This window comes from Streptomyces sp. NPDC058464, from assembly GCF_042721035.1.
Lineage (GTDB): Bacteria > Actinomycetota > Actinomycetes > Streptomycetales > Streptomycetaceae > Streptomyces.
This window is the reverse complement of record NZ_JBHXMA010000031.1, coordinates 69,647-90,935: the sequence shown is the minus strand read 5'-3', so window position 1 is coordinate 90,935 and position 21,289 is coordinate 69,647. Positions and strand designations below refer to the sequence as shown.

Here is a 21,289-nt window from a genome sequence, read left to right as displayed (position 1 = left end):
ACTGCGCGATCGGCCACCGCCGACCCGCAGTCACCCGACTGCCCTGATGGGAACGGCGTTTAGTAGGGCCGCTGCATCCGGCGCCGCCACCAGCCGAACGCCGTGCCGATCAGCAGCACGCCCGCCGCACCCGCGGCCGCCGATCCCGCGATCAGCGTCATGTTGCTGTCACTCGAACCGGTCAGGGCGTCGCCGAGCGCGCTCTTCGTGCTGCTCCCGGCCGCGCTCTTGGCGAGCGCACCGCGCGAACCGGCCGTCGGCTCGGCCACGTACGGGAAGTACTTCTCGAAGCTCTTGTCGTTCTTGTCGACCGCGTCGCCCAGGTCGTTCTTGGAGCCGACCAGTTCGCCCTCGACGACCTGCAGCGCCTCGTCGATCACGTCGTCGGTGAGCCGGCGCCCGTTCGGGAAGCCCTGGTTGTCACCGTCCAGCACACCGAGCCGCTTGGGCTTGGCGGTGGGCTTGATGGACGTGTTCAGACGGAGCATCTCCGACGGCTTCGCCTGCGGCTGCAGCGTGTTGAGGCCCTTGACGCCCGTGAGGAACACGCTGACGAGGTCGTTGCGGGGCTCCGACGGCGCCTTGATGTTGTAGATCGCCTGGATGAGCTTCGGCAGTTCCGGGTTGGTGACGTTCTTCAGGAACTGCGCGTCGTCCTTGGGCTGGGACGCGTTGAACTTGTCCTTGTCCTTCTGCGGGTTGACGACCTCGTTGACCAGCGGGTTGCCGAGGCGCGACACCTGCGAGTAGTAACCCTGCGCGTTCTTGCGCTGGGTCGTCGCGTAGATGCCGACGGTCGGGCGCGACGCCGACTGCCGGATCAGGTCGTTGGGCACCTGCAGGGCGATCGTGTTGACGTTGTAGCCCTTGAGGGTGTCCCGGCCGACCTCGGACAGGTTGCCGCCGTACAGCAGGTCGAAGACGCGCAGGTCGGCGAAGAACGGGTCGTCCGCCTGGCCGGCGAAGGTCGCTCCGCCGTTCGACGTCTTGTAGATGGCCTGGGAACGCAGCTTCGCGTAGTCCGGCATGGACGCCTTGCCGACGTCCGACGGGGCCGCCGGGATGTCGCTGGCGATCCTCGTCGTGCGCTGCTGCTTGCCGTTCTTCAGCTTGATCAGGTCGAGGTTGTACGACTGCGTGACGTTCAGGTCGGGGTCGGTCAGGTTGTCGACCACGCCCGTGTTGTAGAGGAACGTCTTCTTGTTCTTGATCTGGGTGCGGAAGGTGTAGCGGAAGATCAGGTCGTCCAGCGCGTCACCGTTGTTGTCGATGTGGATGTCGTACTGGGCGTCGTCGGCGAACTGGTAGAAGTTCGGGCCGCCTGCCGGTTCCTCGAAGGGGATGTAGTCCGACACGATCGTCGTGGTGTCGGGCTTGTCCGGGCTGACGAACGCGTACAGGTCCGTGTTGTCGTACTGCGGGGTGCCCGAGATGAGCGGGGCCTCCCGGTGGGAGGAGGCGGAGGCCGCCCCCGGTTCCAGCGCGGCGACGCTGGCGGCTGTGATCGCGCCGGTCGCCAGGGCCCCGCAGATGAGCGTGACAAGGCCCTTGCGCCCCGTGCCGCTCCTGGAGATTAGAGGTGTCATGCCGTCCGTCCCTCGGTCCCAACTTGCTTGACGGACGGGTATACGGAGCAGGAGGGCTGTTTGGATTGGTCCGAAGAAAAAAATCTTTTTTTCATGGTCAACCCGCGTTTCAGGCGCGCACGTACGTACTTCTGCCGGAGGTGTGTCAGTTGCGAATGCCTGGTGTGGGAGGACGGGCCGGGTGCGGCCGCAGGAGGGGGGACGGAGTGGAGGCGGACGAACTGCTGGTGCTCGTCGCCGGTGGCGACCAGAAGGCGTTCGAGGACCTCTACGGACTGGTGTCCGGACCGGTGTTCGGGCTCGTACGACGCGTGGTGCGCGACCCCGCCCAGTCCGAGGAGGTGGCCCAGGAGGTGCTCCTCGAACTCTGGCGCTCCGCGGCCAAGTTCGATCCCGGCCGGGGCAGCGCCCTCTCCTGGATCCTCACCCTCGCGCACCGCCGCGCCGTCGACCGGGTGCGCAGCGCCCGCGCGGCCGGCGAACGCGAGCAGCGCGAGGCCCTGCGCGCCGGCGAACCCGCTTTCGACCAGGTCGCCGAAACGGTGGAAGCCGGCCTGGAGCGCGAATGGGTACGCCGCTGCCTGGACCGCCTCACCGCCCTGCAGCGCCAGTCCGTCACCCTCGCCTACTACGACGGCTACACGTACCGTGAGGTCGCCGAGCGGCTCAAGTTGCCGCTGGGTACGGTCAAGACACGGATGCGCGACGGACTCACCCGGCTGCGCGACTGCCTGGGAGGTGCCGCGTGACCCTGGTCGGCCGCCTGCTGCACCGCGAGGACCTGCACTCCCTGGCCGCGCCCTACGCGCTGGACGCCCTGGAGCCCGGCGAGCGGCGCCGCTTCGAGAAGCACCTCAAGGACTGCGACCGGTGCGCCGACGAGGTCCGGGCGCTGACCGAGGATGCGGTACGGCTCGCCTGGTCCACGGCGGCCCCGCCGCCGCTCGCCATGCGCGACCGGGTGCTGGCCGCCGTACGCGCCACCCCCCAGGAGCCGGCCCCCGGCCGCGAGCACGTGCCCAATCTGCCGCCGCACGTCTGGGGCGCACAGCCCCCGCCGCCACGCCGGCAACGGCGGCCCCTGTTCGTGCCGTTCGCCACCGCCACGGCGGCCGCCGCGCTGGTCGTCGCGTCCCTGTTCGCGGTCCAGGCCGACCGGACGCAGAATCAGCTCGACGCCGAGCGGGCCCAGTCGCGTGAGATCGCCCACGTTCTGGCCGCGCCCGACGCCCGTGCGACCAGCAGCAAGGACGCGCAGGGCCGAAGTATCGGAGCGGTGGCCTCCGCATCGGAGGGGCAGGCCGTCGTCACACTCAGCGGGTACGGCGCCCTGTCGAACGGCCGGGTGCATCAGCTCTGGCTCATGCGCCCCCGTGTGCAACCGCGCTCCCTCGGGCTTTTCAAGGGCGACACACCCCTGATCGCCACGGGTCTGGCCAAGTCCGCGACGTCACTCGCGGTGACCGTCGAGCCCGCCGGTGGTTCAGCGCAGCCCACCAGCCAGCCGGTTGTCCAACTCGCCCTGAAATCGGTTGGATTCGGAGAGTAGTCGAAGTGTAGTTCAAGAGGGGTCGTCAACACCCTTGCGGGGAAGGTGAATCCTGTGACCGCGATACACGAGTGCCCCATCGGGGCGATAGGGTTACCCTGCCCGGGCCGGGTGGACTCGTACGGGTGGGGAGTGACATGGATCAGATAACACGCAGCAGGGCGAGGGTTCCTGCGATCACCTGCGGGAGCGGCGCGACCAGTTCGCGCCTCGACCGCCATCTGTCGGTGCTGGCGGGTCCCGCCATACCGCAGCAGCAGGCGGTCGAGGCGACGTCGCTGATGCGTGAGCTGACCGCACGTGAGCCCGCGCGGCGCAGCGACCGGATCACGCGGGTCAGCCGCGTCTCCCTGTTCGCGCCACTGCGTCGGCTGCGCCGCTCGCTGTTCGGGGGCAACAAGCACTGACCGCCTGACCGTCAGGCCCGCGCTCAGGCCGCCACACCGTCCCGGCGCAGCGCTGCGATCTCGGCGTCCGTCATCCCCACGGCACGCAGCAGCGCCCCGGTGTGCTGGCCGAGCGCGGGCACGTCCCCCATCCGCGCCTCGTCCCCGCCCGGCAGCGTGATGGGCGGCAGCAACGCACGCAGCGGCCCGACCGGCGACCCCACTTCCCGCCATCGCTCCCGGGCCGCCAGCTGCGGGTGCCCGGCCAGTTCACGCAGATCCCGCAGCCGCGCGCACGCGATGCCCGCGGCCTCCAGCCGTGCCAGCGCCTCGTCGGCGCCGAGCGCCTTCAGAGCCGTCCCGACCAGTTCGTCGGTGCGCGCCCGGTTCGCCACCCGCGCCGCGTTCGTCGCGAACTCCGGATCCGTTCCCAACTCCGGCAGCCCGATCACCTGTTCGGCCAGCCGCCGCCACTCGCGGTCGTTCTGCACCGACAGCAGCACCCGTCCGCCGTCCGCGGTCGGATAGGCGTCGTAGGGCGCGATCACGGCATGCGCCAGACCGGTGCGCGCCGGCGGTGTCCCGCCGTGGATGGTGTGGTGCAGCGGATGCCCGAGCCACTCCGCCAGCGCCTCCAGCATCGACACCTCCACCGGCCCGCCCCTGCCGGTCGTCCCGCGCCGCACCAGTGCCGCGAGGACCCCCGAGAAGGCGTACATGGCCGCCGCGATGTCCGCCGCCGGGATCCCGGCCTTCACGGGCTGCTCCGGCGTCCCGGTGACCGACACGAGGCCCGCCTCGCACTGCACGAGCATGTCGTACGCGCGTTTGCCGGCGTACGGTCCCGAAGCGCCGTATCCGGAGATGTCCACGGCGACCAGCCGGGGGTGGGCGGCGCACAGCGTGGCCGCGTCGAGGCCGAGCCGGGACGCGGCACCGTGGGCCAGGTTCTGCACGAAGACGTCCGCGTCCGCGATCAGCCGCCGTACGGCATCCAGGCCGCGCGGGTCCTTCAGGTCCAGCGCGATGGACTCCTTGCCGCGGTTGCACCACACGAAGTGCGAGGCGAGACCGTTTGCGGCGGTGTCGTAGCCGCGGGCGAAGTCGCCGCCGTCGGGGCGTTCGACTTTGATGACGCGGGCGCCGAGGTCCGCGAGCTGGCGGGTGGCGAAAGGGGCGGCCACTGCCTGTTCGACGGCTACTACGGTGATGCCTTCGAGGGGCAGGGGGAGAGGGGGCACTGTGGTCTCGTTTCAGGTGCGGGCCGGTGGGGGCTCGGCGCGCAGTTCCCCGCGCCCCTGAGTCAGTCACATCAACGTCAGTTGACCGGCCGGGCCTTCTTCGGTGTGCTCCAGGACCGATGCTGGCCTGCGGGAAGTCTCCGGTGGCGGGAGTACGCCCGCTGCCGTCAGGTCGGTCGCTGTGATCTGTGTCTTGATCTCCATGGCGGTCTGCTGTGCGCGTACGTCTGCCAGCAGGGCCAGGACCGTGATCAGTTCCAGCAGTTCCGAGGTCCAGGACTGGAGCCAGGCCGGCGGGGTGATCGCGGCCAGAGTGCCCGGTTCCGCCGCCTCCGTCGTTCGCGACGCGAACCACGCCTCCAGGACCCGTACCTCGCCCGTCCTGAAGTCCCACGCCTCCGGCGGTACCGGGGAGATGCGGCCCTCGTCCAGGTGGAGGGTCTCCTCGGCCGCGTCGTAGAGGACCGTGAGGGGGCGGGCGGGGAGCGGGGCCCGGACGTACGGGCGGCGGCCGCCCGGGAGTTTGGGTCGGTCGCCGTCCCGGCGCAGCAGCCACAGGGCCCGGTGGCCGAGCTCCACGCCCTGGGCCCAGAGGCCGGGGTCCTCGGTGAGCGGGACGGTGCGGTCCGGGCGGATCGCGGTCAGGATCCAGGCCAGGACGTCCGGCGGGGTGACGTCCCGGCCCAGCCGGTCGGCCAGGTGCGCCGGCAGTCCCGGTGCCAGGTTCGGCTCCGCGCCGCCCGGGCGGCGGTACAGCGGGCGGATGCGGCCCGCGCGCAGGGTGGGGAGGAGGGAGGTCGCCAGCAGGGGCATGCCCTCCGGCGACTCCACCGCGAAGACCTGGTGGTCGTCCGCCACCCGCCACAACTCCGGGCGGGCCGTGTCGATCAGGCGATGGTCCGGGATCAGCCACTGTTCGTCGAAGGGGGCGGCCAGGACGCGGACCGGGTCCGGGCAGGGGCCCGAGGCGTCGGCGAGCGGTCCGGTGCCGCTGGGCCGGCCGGGGAGCTGGGCGACCGCGGAGTGGACCGTGCGGGAGCGGGTCGGCTCGAACAGGGTCTCGCGGTCGGGCCCCTCGGCCTTGAGGAGGGCGTCCCAGCGGGCCTTCAGGGTCGCCGCGCCGGGGGCCGTCGGCCACCCCCGGCCGAGCCGCAGTGGTGCGACGGACCACGGCATGAGGTCCGCCAGCAGCGGAGCGTCGTCGTGCGTCACGCCCGGCATCGTACGACGAGTTCAGGTGGCGTCGAGGGTGACCGTGAAGGAGAAACGGTCGCCCCGGTAGTGGATCACCGCCAGGTCCAGGACCCGGCCGGCGGTGTCGTAGGTGACGCCCGTGTAGTGCAGGATCGGGCTGAGGAGGGGGACCTGGAGCAGCCGGGCGGTCTCCGGGTCGGCCAGCCGGGCCTGCACGGTGTCCGTGATGCGGCTGATGTCCGCGCCGACGAGGTCGCGGAGCACCTTGGTCATGGGACGGCGGGCGAGGTCCTCCGGGTCGATGCGCTCGGCCAGTTCGGGGCGGACGTGGTTGCGGGCGTGGTTGGTGGGCTCGCCGGTCTGCTCGTCACTGCGCAGGCGGTGGTAGGCCGCCACCTCGGTGAGGTCCGGGAAGTAGTCGGTGAGTTCACCGGCCACGGGCACCGTGCCGTGGTCCAGCAGCTCCGCGGTCATCCCGGACTGCTGGGCCACGATCGCGTCCACCGAGCCGAGCAGCCGCACCGGAGTGCCCCGGCGGGCGTCCGGCTCGATGAAGGTGCCGCGGCGGCGGTGCCGGCTGATCAGGCCCTCGTCCTCCAGCTCCTTCAGCGCCTGCCGCATGGTCAGCACGCTCACGCCGTAGTGCTCCGCGAGCTGTTCCTCGGTGGGCAGCCGGAGCGGGTCCCGGGGCGAGCGGCCGAGTATCGAGGCGCGCAGCGACTGCGACACCTGGTACCAGAGCGGCAGCTTGCGGTTGAGGACGATCGAGTCCGGGGCGAAGGAGGTCACAGGTCATCCGTACCGGTGGGGGATCTTCAGTGCAAGGGACGGAAGTGGCGTTCCAGGCCCTGCCACACGTCGTCGTAGCGCTGCTGGAGGTGTCCGGCGGTCGCCGCCTGCGGGGTGAGCGTCACCGGCCAGCGGGTCTCGAACATGAATGCCAGGCCGTCGTCCACCTTCTGGGGCTTCAACTCGGCCGCGCTCGCCCGGTCGAACGTCTCCCGGTCCGGACCGTGCGCCGACATCATGTTGTGCAGCGACCCGCCGCCCGGCACGAAGCCCCCTTCTCCGGCTGTCTTCGCGTCGTACGCGCCCTCGACCAGCCCCATGTACTCGCTCATCACGTTCCGGTGGAAGTACGGCGGCCGGAAGGTGTCCTCGCCCACCAGCCAGCGCGGCGCGAAGACCACGAAGTCGACGCCCGCCAGGCCGGGGGTGTCGGACGGGGACGTCAGCACCGTGAAGATCGACGGGTCGGGGTGGTCGTAGGAGAGGGAGCCGATCACATTGAATCGGCGGAGGTCGTAGATGTACGGCACATGTGTGCCGTGCCAGGCGATCACGTCCAGTGGGGAGTGGTCATATGTGGCGGTCCACAGGTTGCCGCAGAACTTGTTGACCACCTCGACCGGGCCCTCGACATCCTCGTAGGCGGCGACGGGGGCCTGGAAATCCCGGGCGTTCGCGAGGCCGTTGGCACCGATCGGGCCGAGGTCGGGAAGGCGGAAGGGCGAGCCGTAGTTCTCGCACACATAGCCCCGGGCCGTGGCATCCAGCAGCTCCACACGGAAGCGGACCCCACGGGGAATCAGCGCCACATGTCCTGGCTCCACATGCAGCTGGCCGAACTCCGTCCACAGCAGCAGCCCGCCGCGCTCCGGGACGATGAGCAGCTCGCCGTCCGCGTCGGAGAAGACCCGCTCCATGGAGGCGTCGGCGTGGTAGAGGTGCACGGCCATGCCGGTGCGCTGGGTCGCGTCGCCGTTGCCGCCGAGGGTCCACAGGCCCGCGAGGAAGTCCGTGCCGGGCGGCGGCTCCGGGAGGGGGTTCCAGCGGAGCCGGTTCGGGTCCGGGGCGATGTCCGTGAAGGGGCCGGTGCGCAGGCCCCCGTTGTCGGCGGTGCGGATGAACGCCGGGTGGGCGGCCGAGGGGCGGATCCGGTACAGCCAGGAGCGGCGGTTGTGGGACCGCGGCTCGGTGAAGGCCGTACCGCTGAGCTGCTCCGCGTACAGGCCGAGGGGGGCGCGCTGCGGCGAGTTGCGGCCCTCGGGCAGGGCGCCCGGCACCGCCTCCGAGGAGTGCTCGTTGCCGAACCCGGAGAGGTACGACAGCCCCTCGGCGGCCTTCCGCGCTTCCCCACGCTCGAACACGCTCGCGCGGGGGGCACCCCCATCGCTCATGATCGCTCCCTGAACCTGGCCGTCGTCGATTCCTATGTATCACCGTAGGATTGCGCGGGGGTGGGTGCAAGAGGGCGGGGATCATCCCCGCGGGGTATGGCGAGAACCCGACTTCAGGGGGATCCGGTCTCGGGCGCGCTGTTCTACGCTCCCGGGCATGTCGTGGACGCGTGGACTGCCGGGTGCGCTCGCGGTCTGCGTGCTGCTCCTGGTCGCCGCGGCGGGGTGCGGGACCGGGGAGGCGCACGGGCAGCGGGGGGCGGGGTCGCCCTCACCGGTGGGCAAGATCCTCGACGACACGGACGAGAGCGGCCGCCACTACCGCGAGCTGGACAAGAAGCGGGCGCCCGAGGTGGGCACGGTGGTCACCCCCGACGCGGCCGGCGGCTGGGACGTCCGGCTCGACCTGCACCGCTTCCGCTTCTCCCCGGCGGGCACCGCGGCGAAGGCGGTCGTCGGCCGCGGCCTCGCCTACCTCTTCGTGGACGGCGGCCTGGTGACGCGGCTGCGCACCTCCGCCTACCACCTGCCCGCCGGCCTCGTTCCGCACGGCACCCACCACGTCACCGCCCGGCTCTACGCGGACGACGGCACGGTATGGGCCGTGCACGGCAAGCCGGTGGAGAGCACGGCGGACGTCACGGCGTCGGGCGCGGAGACGGCGTCGCCGTCGGCGTCGGCGTCGGGGGGCGCGCCCACCGCCCCCACCCCTGCCGGCAGCGGCGCGAACAGCGCGGACGCCGGATGAGTGCATGGGCCATCCGTCCGCGTACTGGGGGGCGAGGTTCACCTGATCCCGGCGGAAAGGCATCATGAAGCCCGTGCCCCCAGCGACACCGCTTCGCAAAGCGCCCGTACAGCGCCGCAGCGCCGAACGGCTGACCCGGATCCTCGACGCCTGTGCCGACCTCCTCGACGAGGTCGGCTACGACGAACTGAGCACCCGGGCCGTCGCGGTGCGCGCCGGGGTGCCCATCGGCTCGGTCTACCGTTTCTTCGGCAACAAGCGGCAGATGGCCGACGCCCTCGCCCAGCGCAACCTGGAGCGCTACTCCGAGCGTGTCACCGAGCGGCTGAAGGACGCACCGAAGGGCGACTGGCGGACGGCGACGGACGCGGTGCTGGACGAGTACCTGGCCATGAAACGCACCGCCCCCGGCTTCTCCCTCGTCGACTTCGGCAACCAGATCCCGGTCGGCGCCCGTGACGCGGAACCGAACCACCGGGTGGCCGACCGGCTGACCGACCTGCTGGCGGCGTACGTCGGCCGTGCCCCCGACGAGGCGCTGCGCCGCACGTTCCTGGTGGCGGTGGAAACCGCCGACGCCCTGGTCCACCTGTCCTTCCGGATGGCCCCGGAGGGCGACGAGAAGATCATCGCGGAGACGCGAGAGCTGCTGCGGGCGTACCTCGCGCGCGTTCTGGACTGACGCCGGGCATGGCGCCCCTGAAAGGGGCGCGGGGAACTGCGCGATCAGCCCCCACCGGCCATAGGTGTTACGACTACAGGACTCCCCTCCTCACATACCGCCCGGTATGCTCACCCCGAGTCCGGCCACCCCTCCATCGCCGCACCCCCCGGAGGCCCCCATGCCCCGCACCGCCCTCCGCATCTGCCCCCTGTGCGAGGCCACCTGCGGCCTGACCCTCACCATCGAGGGCACCCGCGTCACCGGCGCCCGCGGTGACCGCGACGACGTGTTCAGCAAGGGGTTCATCTGCCCGAAGGGCGCCTCCTTCGGCGCCGTCGACGCCGACCCCGACCGGCTGCGCACCCCCCTCGTCCGCAGGGACGGCGAGCTGCGCGAGGCCACCTGGGCCGAGGCCTTCGACGCGGTGGCCGCCGGGGTGCGGGGTGTCGTCGAGCGGTACGGCCCGGACTCCGTCGGGGTCGTCCTCGGCAACCCCAACGTGCACACCGTGGCCGGCGGCCTCTACCCGCAGGTCCTGGTCGGCGCCCTCGGCACCCGCAGCGTCTTCACCGCGTCCACCGTCGACCAGATGCCCAAGCACGTCTCCAGTGGACTGCTCTTCGGCGACGCCAACGCGATACCGGTGCCCGACCTGGACCACACCGACCACCTCCTCCTCATCGGCGCCAACCCCCTGGAGTCCAACGGCAGTCTGTGCACCGCCCCCGACTTCCCCGGCAAGCTCAAGGCGCTCAAGGCCCGTGGCGGCACCCTCACCGTCATCGACCCGCGCCGCACCCGCACCGCGAAGCTCGCCGACCGGCACATCGCCATCCGGCCCGGCGCCGACGCCCTGTTGCTCGCCGCGATGGCCCAAGTCCTCTTCGAGGAGAGCCTGGTGGACCTCGGCCACCTTGCCCCGCACATCGACGGGCTCGACGAACTCCGCGCCGGACTGGGCGACTTCACCCCGGACGCGGTCGCCCACGCCACGGACGTCGACGCCGACACGATCCGCGTCCTCGCCCGCGAACTCGCCGCCGCCCCCACCGCCGCCGTCTACGGCCGGATCGGCAGCTGCACCGTCCCGCACGGCACCCTCGCCAGCTGGCTCGTCGACGTCCTCAACGTCCTCACCGGCAACCTCGACCGGCCCGGCGGCGCGCTCTTCCCGCAGGCCGCCACCGACCGGACCCCGCGCCCGGCCGGACCCGGCCGCGGCTTCGCGCTCGGGCGCTGGCACTCCCGGGTCAGCCGACACCCGGAAGCAAAGGGCGAGTTGCCGCTCTCCGCGCTCGCCGAGGAGATCGACACCGCGACGGCGGAGGGTGAGCCGATCCGGGCGCTGATCGCCATCGCCACCAACCCCGTCCTCTCCGCCCCGGACGGCGACCGCCTCGACAAGGCCCTGGACTCCCTCGACTTCATGGTCAGCGTCGACCCCTACCTCAACGAGACCGCACGCCACGCCGACGTCGTGCTGCCCCCGCCGCCGCCCTCGCAGAGCCCGCACCACGACTTCGCCTTCAACACCCTCGCCGTACGCAACCAGGTCCGCTACTCCCGCCCCGCCGTCCCGCTGGAGCCCGGCAGGATGGCGGAGACCGAGATCCTGGCCCGGCTCGTCCTCGCGGCCGGCGGCATGCACGGCGCCGAACCGTCCGCCGTGGACGACATGGTCATCGGCCAGACCCTGGGGAAGGCGGTCCGGGAGAGCCACTCGCCCGTCCTCGGCCGGGACCCGCAGGAAGTGGCCGGCCTGCTCACCGGGGACACCGGTCCCGAGCGCCGGCTCGACCTGATGCTGCGCCTCGGCCCCTACGGCGACGGCTTCGGCGTCCGGCCCGACGGTCTCACCCTGGAGCAGCTGCTCGCCCACCCGCACGGCATCGACCTCGGGCCCCTCACCTCCCGCCTCCCGCAGCCCCTGAAGACCAGGAGCGGCAAGGTCGAACTGCTGCCCCGGCCCATCGCCGACGACCTGCCCCGGCTGCGCGCGGCCCTCGACACCAGCCCCGCGGCCCTCGTCCTCGTCGGCCGCCGCCACCTGCGCTCCAACAACAGCTGGATGCACAACGTGCCCGCCCTCACCGGCGGCACCAACCGCTGCACCCTGCACATCCACCCCGAGGACGCCGAACGGCTCGGCGTGCGCGACGGCGCCGACGTACGCGTCAAGGGCGCCGGCGGCGAGGTGGTCACCCCCGCCGAGGTCACCGACGGCGTCCGGCCCGGTGTCGTCAGCCTCCCGCACGGCTGGGGCCACAACCGCCCCGGCACCCGGCTCAACCACGCCGCCACCGCCCCCGGCGTCAACGTCAACCAGCTCCTCGACGGCAGCCTGCTCGACCCGCTGTCCGGCAACGCCGTCCTCAACGGCATCCCCATCGAGGTGACCGCCGAGGTGACCGCAACCCCGTGACCTGGACTTTCGCGCTTATTGCTCGCGCGTCAACGTCTTGTTAACGACGTTTGACGCGACCTAACGTCGTCGCACCGCCGGCCCTGGTGGGAGTTCAAGGGCGAACGTTAGGTAATCCACTCATGCTGACCATCCTCGGCTTCGCCATGATCGCGACCTTCCTGGTCCTGATCATGCTGAAGAAGATGTCGCCGATCGCGGCGCTCGTGCTGATCCCCGCGCTGTTCTGCGTGGTCGTCGGCAAGGGCGCCCACCTCGGCGACTACGTCATCGACGGCGTCACCAGCCTCGCGCCCACCGCGGCGATGCTGATGTTCGCGATCGTCTACTTCGGTGTGATGATCGACGTCGGCCTCTTCGACCCGGTCGTCAAGGGGATCCTGAGGTTCTGCAAGGCCGACCCGTTGCGGATCGTCGTCGGTACGGCCGTACTCGCCGCGATCGTCTCGCTCGACGGCGACGGCTCCACCACCTTCATGATCACTGTCTCGGCGATGTACCCGCTGTACAAGCGCCTGAAGATGAGCCTGGTCGTGATGACCGGTGTCGCCGCGATGGCCAACGGCGTGATGAACACCCTGCCCTGGGGCGGCCCCACCGCCCGCGCCGCGACCGCGCTCAAGCTGGACGCGAGCGACATCTTCGTGCCGATGATCCCCGCGCTGGCCATGGGCCTGCTGTTCGTCTTCGTCCTCGCCTACGTCCTCGGCCGCCGCGAGCGCAAACGGCTCGGCGTGCTGACCCTCGACGAGGTGCTGGTGGAGGAGCCCCGCACGGAGACCGTCCTGGTCGGTGCGGGAACGGGTGCGGGTGCCGGAACCGGTAAGGGTGCTCGGAGCGCCGGTGGCTCCGGTGCCGGCGGCGTGGACCTGCCGGGCGAGCCGGAGGGCGACGGCTTCCAGGGCCTCGACCCGCACCGCGAGACCCTGCGCCCCGGGCTGTACTGGTTCAACGCGCTGCTCACGGTCGCCCTGCTCACCGCCATGATCATGGAGTGGCTGCCGATCCCGGTGCTGTTCCTGCTCGGCGCGGCCCTGGCGCTGACCGTCAACTTCCCCCAGATGCCGGCCCAACGGGCCCGGATCGCCGCGCACGCCGAGAACGTCCTCAACGTCTCCGGCATGGTCTTCGCCGCCGCCGTCTTCACCGGCGTCCTCCAGGGCACCGGCATGGTCGACCACATGGCCGAGTGGCTGGTCGGCAACATCCCCGACGGCATGGGCCCGCACATGGCCCTCGTCACCGGCCTGCTGAGCATCCCGCTCACGTACTTCATGTCGAACGACGGCTTCTACTTCGGCATCCTCCCGGTGCTCGCCGAGGCCGGCCAGGCCCACGGTGTCTCCGCCGTGGAGATCGCCCGCGCCTCGATCGTCGGCCAGCCGCTGCACATGTCCAGCCCGCTCGTCCCCGCCGCCTACGTCCTGGTCGGCATGGCCAAGGTCGAGTTCGGCGACCACACGCGGTTCGTCGTGAAGTGGGCTGCGCTGACATCGGTGGTGGTGCTCGGGGCAGGAATCCTGTTCGGGACTATGTGACATAGCACTGTGTGACGTAGCACCGCAGGAGTATGTGACATACCACTGGGAGGTTTCACCATGGTGCCCGGCAGGAACCGCGGCTGGCTGCTCCGTCTCGTCATCGCCTTCGGCTTCGCCCAGGGGGCGGTGTCGATGGCCCGGCCCGCCGTCTCCTACCGGGCGCTCGCCCTCGGCGCCGACGAACGCGCCATCGGCGTCATCGCCGGCGTGTACGCCCTGCTCCCGCTCTTCGTCGCCGTACCGCTCGGCCGCCGTACCGACCACGGCCGCTGCGCACCCCTGCTGCCCGTCGGCGTCGTACTGATATCCGGCGGCTGTGCGCTCAGCGGGCTCGCGGGCTCCCTCTGGACCATGGCCCTGTGGAGCGGGGTGATGGGCCTCGGCCACCTCTGCTTCGTGATCGGCGCACAGTCCCTGGTGGCCCGCCAGTCGGCGCCGCACGAACAGGACCGCAACTTCGGCCACTTCACCATCGGGGCGTCGCTCGGCCAGCTGATCGGGCCGATCGCGGCCGGTGCGCTGATCGGTGAGCCGGACATGGCGGGCACGAGTGCGCTCGCGCTCGTGGTGGCGGGCGCCGGGGCGGCGATCGCGTTCACCTCGCTGTGGCGCATCGAGGACCGTACGGCGGTCAAGTCCCGTACCGCGGAGGGGGACCGGGTACCGGTGGGCCGCATCCTTGGGGCCCGGGGCGTCCCGGCCGGCATGCTGATCAGCCTCTCGGCGCTGTCCGCGACCGACATCCTGACCGCGTACCTCCCGGTGGTCGGCGAGCACCGGGGCATCTCCCCGGCCGTGATCGGCGTGCTGCTGAGCGTGCGGGCGGGGGCGACGATCGCCTGCCGGCTGGTGCTCACCCCGTTGCTGCGGCTGCTGGGGCGGCCGGTGCTGCTGACCGTCACCTGCCTCGTGGCGGCGGTGTTGTGTGCGGGGATCGCGCTGCCCGTGCCGGTGTGGGCGCTGGGCGTGATGCTGGCGGTTCTCGGCTTCTGTCTGGGGGTGGGGCAGCCGCTGTCCATGACGACGGTGGTGCAGGCTGCGCCGGACGGGGCGCGGTCGACCGCGCTGGCGTTGCGGCTGACCGGGAACCGGCTGGGACAGGTGGCCGCGCCGGCCGCGGCGGGGCTGGTGGCCGGGGTGGCCGGGGTCGCGGCGCCGTTCGTGATGCTGGGGGCGTTGCTGCTGGTGTCCTCGGGGGTCGCTCTGCGGTCGCCGGGAAGGTCGGAAGGGGCGCCCGGTGGGGTGGGGGAGACTGCCGGGTTGCGGCTGCTGCGCCGTCGTGGCTTGTCGCGCCCACGCGGCGGTAGCCGCAAATTCACTGCAGCCCCGCGCCCCTGAGGAAGTTGCCCTGGCGCCTGCTGAACGGCGCCGTCCGCTTCATCGATTGCCCGGCCCCTTCCTGAGTATTCGGGCACACGTCTTCCCCCTCCCGCACACATTCCGTTAACTTCCGTGACGCACGGGCCCGTTTGACAGCCCCCGGGGGCGACAGCCATGACACGCGCCATCTCTCTGCACAACGTGAGCAAGGCCTTCGCGCGGGGCGTCCGCGTGGTGGACCGGTTGTCGCTGGACATCGCCCCCGGCGAGTTCCTCGTGCTGCTCGGGCCGTCCGGTTGCGGCAAGTCGACGGTGCTGAGAATGATCGCGGGCCTGGAGGAGGCCGACGAGGGCGAGTTGCTGCTCGACGGCGTGTACGCCAACGACCTGCTGCCGTCCGACCGGGACATCGCCATGGTCTTCCAGAACTTCGCCCTGTACCCGACCATGACCGGCCGTGACAACATCGGCTTCCCGCTCCGCCTGGAGGCACCCGGCGCCGATCCGCGCCCCCGTGTGGACGCCACCGCCCGCATGCTGGGCATCGAGGACCTCCTCGACCGCTTCCCCGGCCAGCTCTCCGGCGGCGAACGCCAGCGGGTGGCGATGGGGCGGGCCATCGCCCGGCATCCGTCGGCGTTCCTGATGGACGAGCCGCTCTCCAACCTCGACGCCAAGCTCCGCAGCCACTTACGCACCGAGATCTCGCGGCTGACAAGGGAGTTGGGCGTCACCACGGTGTACGTCACGCACGACCAGGCCGAGGCCATGTCGCTGGGCGACCGGGTCGCCGTGCTGCGCGGCGGGGTGCTGCAGCAGGTCGACACCCCGCGCGCGGTCTACGCCCTGCCCCGGAACGTCTTCGTCGCCGCCTTCATCGGCACGCCGCGCATCAACCTCCTGCGCGGGGTGATCCGGGCCCCGCTCGACGGTGCGATGACGGTCCACCTCGGCAAACAGGCCCTGCCCCTGCCCGAACCCCTGTGCCTGGACCACCGGTTGCTGCGGGTGCAGCAGGGCCGGGAGGTGATCGTCGGGCTGCGTTCGGAGGCGGTGCGGATCGCCAGGCACTCCGCCGCCCGGCCCGGCGAGGTGCCGCTCACCGGGCTGGTGGAGCATGTCGAGTTCCAGGGGCACGAGGTGCTCGTCCACTTCGACACCGGCTCCCGGCCGGCCGTCGTACCCGAGCTGGAGGCCCCGCGCCCGACCGGCCGGCCGTCCCGGCGCCGGCGGCGGGAGGGGGTGACGGTGCTGGACCGGCTGCGGGACCGGGCGAGTTCGAAACGGGCGGGACCGGTCGTCGTACTGGAGCATCCGGCGGATGCCGAGCCCGAGCCCGCACCCCCGGAGGGACGGCTGCCCGGCGATCTGGTCGTGCGCACCACGCCCGACCTCCAGCTCCGGCACGGCATGCAGATCCCGCTCCTGGTCGACCTCGCCCACCTGTTCGTCTTCGACCAGCACGGCGAACGGATCTGCCCGTCCCCGGCGCGGCTGCCGGACCTGGACGGGTGAAAACGGCCGGGAAAGCGGGACCGGGACCGGTGCAAGCCCCTAGGAAGGGGGCATGCGCACTCATTCGCTCCGTAACCGGTCGGCCCTCGCCGTGGCCGGGGTTCTGCTCGCCGGTGCTCCGACCGCGTACACCGCGCTGGCGGACGACCACTCCGTCGCCGTGCCGACGCGCGGCAAGCCGTACGTCGAGACGCGGCTGTTCTTCGGCACCGCCCGCCCGGACGGCGGACCCGCCGTCACCGACCGGCAGTTCACGGGCTTCGTCGACAAGGAGGTGACCCCGGACTTCCCCGACGGGCTCACCGTGCAGAGCGGGCGCGGGCAGTGGCGGGACGCGCACGGGACGATCGAGAAGGAGCGGTCGTACGAGCTGATCCTGCTGTATCCGGAGTCGGCGGCGAAGGGCAGCGACCGGAAGATCGAGGAGATCCGGCGGGCCTACGAGAAGGCCTTCGCGCAGGAGAGCGTGGGCAGGGTGGACGAACACGCCCAGGTCGACTTCTGACGGTCCGGTTCCGGTGGCGTGGATTGTGTCCCGTGGCGTGTCCTGTGGCGTCTCCCGGGCACGTCTGGCGCGCTAAAACTATCGCCGCTAGTTTGTGATTCGGACGACAGAGCCCCGCCGGGAGGAAGCAGCATGAAGGCACACGACGGCCTGTACATCGACGGCGCCTGGCGCGCCGCCGAGAGCCGGGACGTGATCGAGGTCGTGAACCCGGTCGACGAGCAGGTCGTCGGCCGGGTCCCGGCGGGCGGCGCGCTGGACGTCGACACCGCCGTACGCGCCGCCCGTGCCGCCCTCCCGGCCTGGGCCGCCACCCCGCCCGCCGAGCGGGCCGCCCGGCTGGCCGCCCTGCGCGACGTGCTCGCGGCCCGCAAGGACGAGATCGCCGAGACGGTCACCGCCGAGCTGGGGTCGCCGCTGAAGTTCTCGCAGGCCGTGCACGCGAGCGTGCCCGTCGAGGTCGCCGGTTCGTACGCCGAGCTCGCCGCGACGCATGTCTTCCAGGAGCAGGTCGGCAACTCGACCGTCCTGCACGAGCCGGTCGGGGTCGTCGGCGCCATCACGCCCTGGAACTACCCGCTGCACCAGATCGTCGCCAAGGCCGCCCCGGCGCTCGCCGCCGGCTGCACGGTCGTCCTGAAGCCCGCCGAGAACACCCCGCTGACCGCCCAGCTGTTCGCGGAGGCGGTGGACGAGGCGGGCTTCCCCGCCGGTGTGTTCAACCTGGTCACCGGATTCGGCCCGATCGCCGGGCAGGCCCTCGCCGAGCACCCCGGCGTCGACCTGGTCTCCTTCACCGGTTCCACGGCCGTCGGCAGGCAGATCGGCGCGACCGCCGGGGCGGCCGTCAAGAAGGTCGCCCTCGAACTGGGCGGCAAGTCCGCGAACGTCATCCTCCCGAGCGCCGACCTCGCCCGGGCCGTCAACGTCGGTGTGGCCAACGTGATGTCCAACTCCGGCCAGACGTGCAGCGCCTGGACCCGGATGCTGGTGCACGCCGACCGGTACGAGGAGGCGGTGCAGCTGGCGGCCGCCGCCGCCGCGAAGTACGGCGAGCGGATCGGGCCCGTGGTCAGCGCCGAGCAGCAGGCCAGGGTGCGCGGTTACATCGAGAAGGGCATCGCGGAGGGCGCGCGGCTGGTCGCCGGCGGTCCTGAATCCCCGCGCGAGCAGGGCTACTTCGTCAGCCCGACGGTTTTTGCCGACGTCACCCCGGAGATGACGATCGCCCAGGAGGAGATCTTCGGCCCGGTCCTGTCGATGCTGCGCTACGCGGACGAGGACGACGCCCTGCGCATCGCCAACGGCACCGTCTACGGGCTCGCGGGCGCCGTCTGGGCCGGGGACGAGGCGGAGGCGGCGGCCTTCGCCCGGCGCATGGAGGCCGGACAGGTCGACATCAACGGCGGCCGCTTCAACCCCCGTGCCCCGTTCGGCGGTTACAAGCAGTCGGGGGTCGGGCGGGAGCTGGGCGCGCACGGCCTCGCCGAGTACCTCCAGACCAAGTCCCTGCAGTTCTGAGGAGGTTGATCCGATGACTCGTACGGTCCGAGCCGCCGTGCTGCCCGCCGTGGGCGCCCCGCTCACGGTCACCGAGATCGACCTCCCGGACCCCGGACCAGGCCAGGTCCGGGTCCGGCTGGCCGCCGCCGGCGTCTGCCACTCCGACCTCTCGCTGTCCGACGGCACCATGCGGGTGCCGGTCCCGGCGGTCCTCGGCCACGAGGGCGCGGGCACCGTGGCGGCCGTGGGGGAGGGGGTCACCCGGCTCGCGCCCGGCGACCCGGTCGTCCTCAACTGGGCGCCCTCCTGCGGAAGCTGCCACGCCTGCACGCTCGGCGAGGTCTGGCTGTGCGCCAACGCGCTGAACGGCTCCGCCGACGTCCACGCCCGCACGGCGGACGGCACCGACCTGCACCCCGGCCTGAACGTGGCGGCCTTCGCCGAGGAGACCGTGGTCGCCGAGTCCTGCGTCCTGCCGCTCCCCGCGGACATCCCGCTCACCGACGCGGCCCTGCTCGGCTGCGCGGTCCTCACCGGGTACGGCGCCGTCCACCACTCGGCGCGGGTCCGGCAGGGCGAGTCGGTGGCGGTGTTCGGCGTCGGCGGGGTGGGCCTGGCCACCGTCCAGGCGGCCCGGATCGCGGGCGCGTCCAGGATCGTCGCCGTGGACGTCTCGGCGGAGAAGGAAGGCCTCGCGCGCGCCGCCGGCGCCACGGACTACGTCGTCGCCTCCGACACCACGCCCCGTGCGATCCGCGCCCTCACCGGCAAGCAGGGCGTCGACGTCGCCGTGGAGTGCGTGGGCCGCGCGGTCAGCATCCGCGCGGCCTGGGAGTCCACCCGCCGGGGCGGCCGTACGACGGTGGTCGGCATCGGCGGGAAGAGCGAACTCGTCACCTTCAACGCCCTCGAACTCTTCCACTGGGGCCGCACCCTCTCCGGCTGCGTCTACGGCAACTCGGACCCGGCCCGCGATCTGCCGTTGCTCGCCGAACACGTCCGGGCGGGCCGCCTGGACCTGACCGCGCTGGTGACGGAGCGGATCGCGCTGGAGGACATCCCGGTCGCCTTCGAGAACATGCTGGCGGGGAAGGGCGGGCGGGCGCTGGTCGTCTTCTGACCGGCCGTCACGGCACCTGTTCGGAGCGGGGCTCCCCGACCGTGGTCATGGTCCGGGGAGCGCCCTCCCGCGCCCGGGACCGGGACACGGCCACACCGGCCAGGCACAGCACCCCGCCCGCCAGGGTGACCGGCCCCGGGACCTCGCCGAGGGCCAGCCAGGACATCAGCACCACCAGCGCCGGCACGGCGTACGTCGTGGCGCCCATCCGGCTCGCGGTGGTCCTGGCCAGGGCATACGCCCAGGTGGTGAAGGCGAGCGCGGTCGGGAAGACGCCGAGGTACACCATGTTGAGGGTGGCGGACAGGGGTGCGTCGGCGGCCTGGTGCACCAGCTGCCCGGCGAACGGCAGACAGGCGACGGCGCCGACCAGGCACCCGTACGTCGTGGCCTGCAGCGCGCTCGCCCGGGCCAGCGCGGGCTTCTGGGAGACGACGCCGGCGGCATAGGCGACCGCCGCGAGCAGGCACAGCACCACGCCCAGCACCGAGGAGCCGCCCCCGCCGGCCATCGACAGGCCCACGGTCACCGCGCCCGCGAACGACACCGCCATCCCCGCGAGCAGCCGGGGCGGCATGGGATCACCGAGCAGCCGGGCCCCGAGCAGGGCGATCAGCAGCGGGCCGACGTTCACCACGAGGGCGGCCGTCCCCGCGTCCACCTGCTGCTCGCCCCAGTTGAGAACGACCATGTAGAAGCCGAACCACAGCACACCGGACACCGCGATGCCGCGCCAGGCGGACCTGGGCGGCGGCGGTACCCGCCGGATCACGCAGATGATCCCGAGCGCGAGTGCCCCGGCCGACATCCGCCCGAGGGCGAGCGACCCCGGGGAGTAGGCCGCCCCGGCACTGCGGATCGACACGAAGGCGGAGGCCCAGAGCACGACGGTGACACAGGCGGCGACGGCCGGGAGAAGGTGCGGTCGGGCCGGGACGGCTTGGTTCGTCATACCGCCGAGGGTAGGGAGCGGAACCGACCGGACGCTGGCGGTTTTCGGACGGGGGGCTGGGGAGGGGGGCAGGCGAGCGGCGGTAGCTACCGGGAACGGCTGTCGACGAGCCGGGCGAGGCCGTCCAGGACGCGCTCCAGTCCGAAGCGGAAGGCGTGTTCGGGGTTGTACACGCCCTGGTGGGCCTCGCCCGCGGCCTGTCCGACCCGGGCCGCGAGGGGGAACCGGGTGGGATCGAAGACCCTGGCCAGGAGGGGGGCGTTGGCGGCCCACCACTGTTCGTCGGACAGGGCGCTGTCGCGGGCGGCGGCCTGGTTGTCGAGGTCGGCGCGCGCCGTGGACTGGACGAAGCCGAGCAGGAAGGTGAGGGCCGCGTCCATCTCGACGTCGTCGAGCCCGAGGCCGTCGAACGCGGCCAGTTCGTGTTCGTACTTGGCCATGAGGCCGGGGCCGAGCGGCGGGCGGGCGGTGGGCAGGGTCGCCACCCAGGGGTGGCGCCGGTACAGGTCGCGGTTCTCGTGCGCGACGGCCGCCACCTTCGTGCCCCACGCGGCACCGGTGTGGTCGGTGCGCGGCATCCGGAGGTAGGCGGTGTCCAGCATGAGGTCGAGCAGCTCCGCCTTGCCCGGGACGTAGGTGTAGATCGTCATCGGCGTGACGCCCAGCCGCTGGGCGACGCTGCGCATGGTCAGGGTGTCCAGCCCACCGGAGTCGGCGAGTTCGACGGCGGCCTCGACGACCGCGTCGACCGTCAGCCCCTGTTTGGGGCCGCGCCGGGAGCCGCCCTTTCCGGGCTCGCGCCACAGCAGTTCCAGTGTGCGAGCAGGGTCGTCCGCGCCGCTTCGTTCCTTGGCCATGCGCCC

Annotated in this window: 19 protein-coding genes; 12 read left to right on the top strand and 7 right to left on the bottom strand. The window is 72.0% G+C overall.

The window, feature by feature from the left end:
* Positions 1–59: 59 nt before the first annotated feature.
* Positions 60–1,586 carry a DUF4331 domain-containing protein gene (locus ACFWPQ_RS34795; RefSeq protein ID WP_384043744.1) on the bottom strand — a complete coding sequence of 509 codons (1,527 nt, stop codon included), beginning with the start codon at positions 1,584–1,586 and terminating at the stop codon, positions 60–62.
* Between the two features lie 206 nt (positions 1,587–1,792).
* Between ACFWPQ_RS34795 and ACFWPQ_RS34790 the strand changes: the two genes are divergently transcribed.
* The 3 genes from ACFWPQ_RS34790 (at position 1,793) to ACFWPQ_RS34780 (ending at position 3,542) form a co-directional block, all read left to right on the top strand.
* Entirely contained in the window at positions 1,793–2,335 is a 543-nt protein-coding gene (locus ACFWPQ_RS34790) for a sigma-70 family RNA polymerase sigma factor (RefSeq protein WP_361293150.1), read from the top strand.
* On the top strand, positions 2,332–3,135 hold the full coding sequence (locus ACFWPQ_RS34785) for an anti-sigma factor domain-containing protein (RefSeq protein WP_384043740.1): 804 nt from the start codon (positions 2,332–2,334) through the stop codon (positions 3,133–3,135). The genes ACFWPQ_RS34790 and ACFWPQ_RS34785 overlap by 4 nt, the downstream gene beginning before the upstream one ends.
* 137 nt (positions 3,136–3,272) lie before the next feature.
* Positions 3,273–3,542, top strand: coding sequence for a hypothetical protein (locus tag ACFWPQ_RS34780; protein ID WP_384043737.1), 270 nt, complete (start codon positions 3,273–3,275; stop codon positions 3,540–3,542).
* Positions 3,543–3,565: 23 nt separating this feature from the next.
* On the opposite strand, the gene ACFWPQ_RS34775 is transcribed toward ACFWPQ_RS34780, so the two are convergent.
* The 4 genes from ACFWPQ_RS34775 to hmgA form a co-directional block, all read right to left on the bottom strand.
* A complete protein-coding gene (locus ACFWPQ_RS34775) occupies positions 3,566–4,762 on the bottom strand; it encodes a CaiB/BaiF CoA transferase family protein (protein ID WP_384043734.1) in 1,197 nt (398 codons plus the stop codon).
* A gap of 66 nt (positions 4,763–4,828) precedes the next feature.
* A complete protein-coding gene (locus ACFWPQ_RS34770) occupies positions 4,829–5,983 on the bottom strand; it encodes a type ISP restriction/modification enzyme (RefSeq protein WP_384043731.1) in 1,155 nt (384 codons plus the stop codon).
* Positions 5,984–5,995: 12 nt separating this feature from the next.
* Positions 5,996–6,745, bottom strand: a complete 750-nt coding sequence (locus tag ACFWPQ_RS34765; RefSeq protein ID WP_384043728.1) for a GntR family transcriptional regulator — start codon at positions 6,743–6,745, stop codon at positions 5,996–5,998.
* 26 nt (positions 6,746–6,771) lie between these two features.
* Positions 6,772–8,136, bottom strand: a complete 1,365-nt coding sequence (gene hmgA, locus ACFWPQ_RS34760; protein ID WP_384043726.1) for a homogentisate 1,2-dioxygenase — start codon at positions 8,134–8,136, stop codon at positions 6,772–6,774.
* A 157-nt stretch (positions 8,137–8,293) separates the two neighbouring features.
* On the opposite strand from hmgA, the gene ACFWPQ_RS34755 reads away from it, so the two are divergent.
* The 9 genes from ACFWPQ_RS34755 to ACFWPQ_RS34715 all read left to right on the top strand — a co-directional run bounded on the left by ACFWPQ_RS34755 (position 8,294) and on the right by ACFWPQ_RS34715 (position 19,474).
* The gene (locus ACFWPQ_RS34755; RefSeq protein WP_384043723.1) at positions 8,294–8,884 is read left to right on the top strand and encodes a hypothetical protein; all 591 of its coding nucleotides are present in this window, start codon (positions 8,294–8,296) and stop codon (positions 8,882–8,884) included.
* Positions 8,885–8,948: 64 nt separating this feature from the next.
* Positions 8,949–9,566 carry a TetR/AcrR family transcriptional regulator gene (locus tag ACFWPQ_RS34750; RefSeq protein WP_361293166.1) on the top strand — a complete coding sequence of 206 codons (618 nt, stop codon included), beginning with the start codon at positions 8,949–8,951 and terminating at the stop codon, positions 9,564–9,566.
* Positions 9,567–9,726: 160 nt separating this feature from the next.
* Entirely contained in the window at positions 9,727–11,970 is a 2,244-nt protein-coding gene (locus tag ACFWPQ_RS34745) for a molybdopterin oxidoreductase family protein (RefSeq protein WP_384043720.1), read from the top strand.
* 122 nt (positions 11,971–12,092) lie between these two features.
* Positions 12,093–13,508, top strand: coding sequence for a CitMHS family transporter (locus ACFWPQ_RS34740; RefSeq protein ID WP_384043717.1), 1,416 nt, complete (start codon positions 12,093–12,095; stop codon positions 13,506–13,508).
* 60 nt (positions 13,509–13,568) lie between these two features.
* Entirely contained in the window at positions 13,569–14,849 is a 1,281-nt protein-coding gene (locus ACFWPQ_RS34735; protein WP_384043714.1) for an MFS transporter, read from the top strand.
* Between the two features lie 156 nt (positions 14,850–15,005).
* Positions 15,006–16,346: an ABC transporter ATP-binding protein gene (locus ACFWPQ_RS34730; RefSeq protein ID WP_384043712.1), complete on the top strand. Its 1,341-nt coding sequence runs from the start codon at positions 15,006–15,008 to the stop codon at positions 16,344–16,346.
* Between the two features lie 52 nt (positions 16,347–16,398).
* Entirely contained in the window at positions 16,399–16,851 is a 453-nt protein-coding gene (locus ACFWPQ_RS34725) for a DUF3574 domain-containing protein (RefSeq protein ID WP_384043708.1), read from the top strand.
* Positions 16,852–16,983: 132 nt separating this feature from the next.
* Complete coding sequence (locus ACFWPQ_RS34720; RefSeq protein ID WP_384043704.1) at positions 16,984–18,372, top strand: aldehyde dehydrogenase family protein; 1,389 nt, start codon at positions 16,984–16,986, stop codon at positions 18,370–18,372.
* Between the two features lie 13 nt (positions 18,373–18,385).
* A complete protein-coding gene (locus ACFWPQ_RS34715; protein WP_384043701.1) occupies positions 18,386–19,474 on the top strand; it encodes a Zn-dependent alcohol dehydrogenase in 1,089 nt (362 codons plus the stop codon).
* A 7-nt stretch (positions 19,475–19,481) separates the two neighbouring features.
* On the opposite strand, the gene ACFWPQ_RS34710 is transcribed toward ACFWPQ_RS34715, so the two are convergent.
* Positions 19,482–20,426, bottom strand: coding sequence for a DMT family transporter (locus ACFWPQ_RS34710; protein ID WP_384043698.1), 945 nt, complete (start codon positions 20,424–20,426; stop codon positions 19,482–19,484).
* Between the two features lie 86 nt (positions 20,427–20,512).
* On the bottom strand, positions 20,513–21,283 hold the full coding sequence (locus ACFWPQ_RS34705; protein WP_384043695.1) for a TetR/AcrR family transcriptional regulator: 771 nt from the start codon (positions 21,281–21,283) through the stop codon (positions 20,513–20,515).
* Between the last annotated feature and the right edge of the window lie 6 nt (positions 21,284–21,289).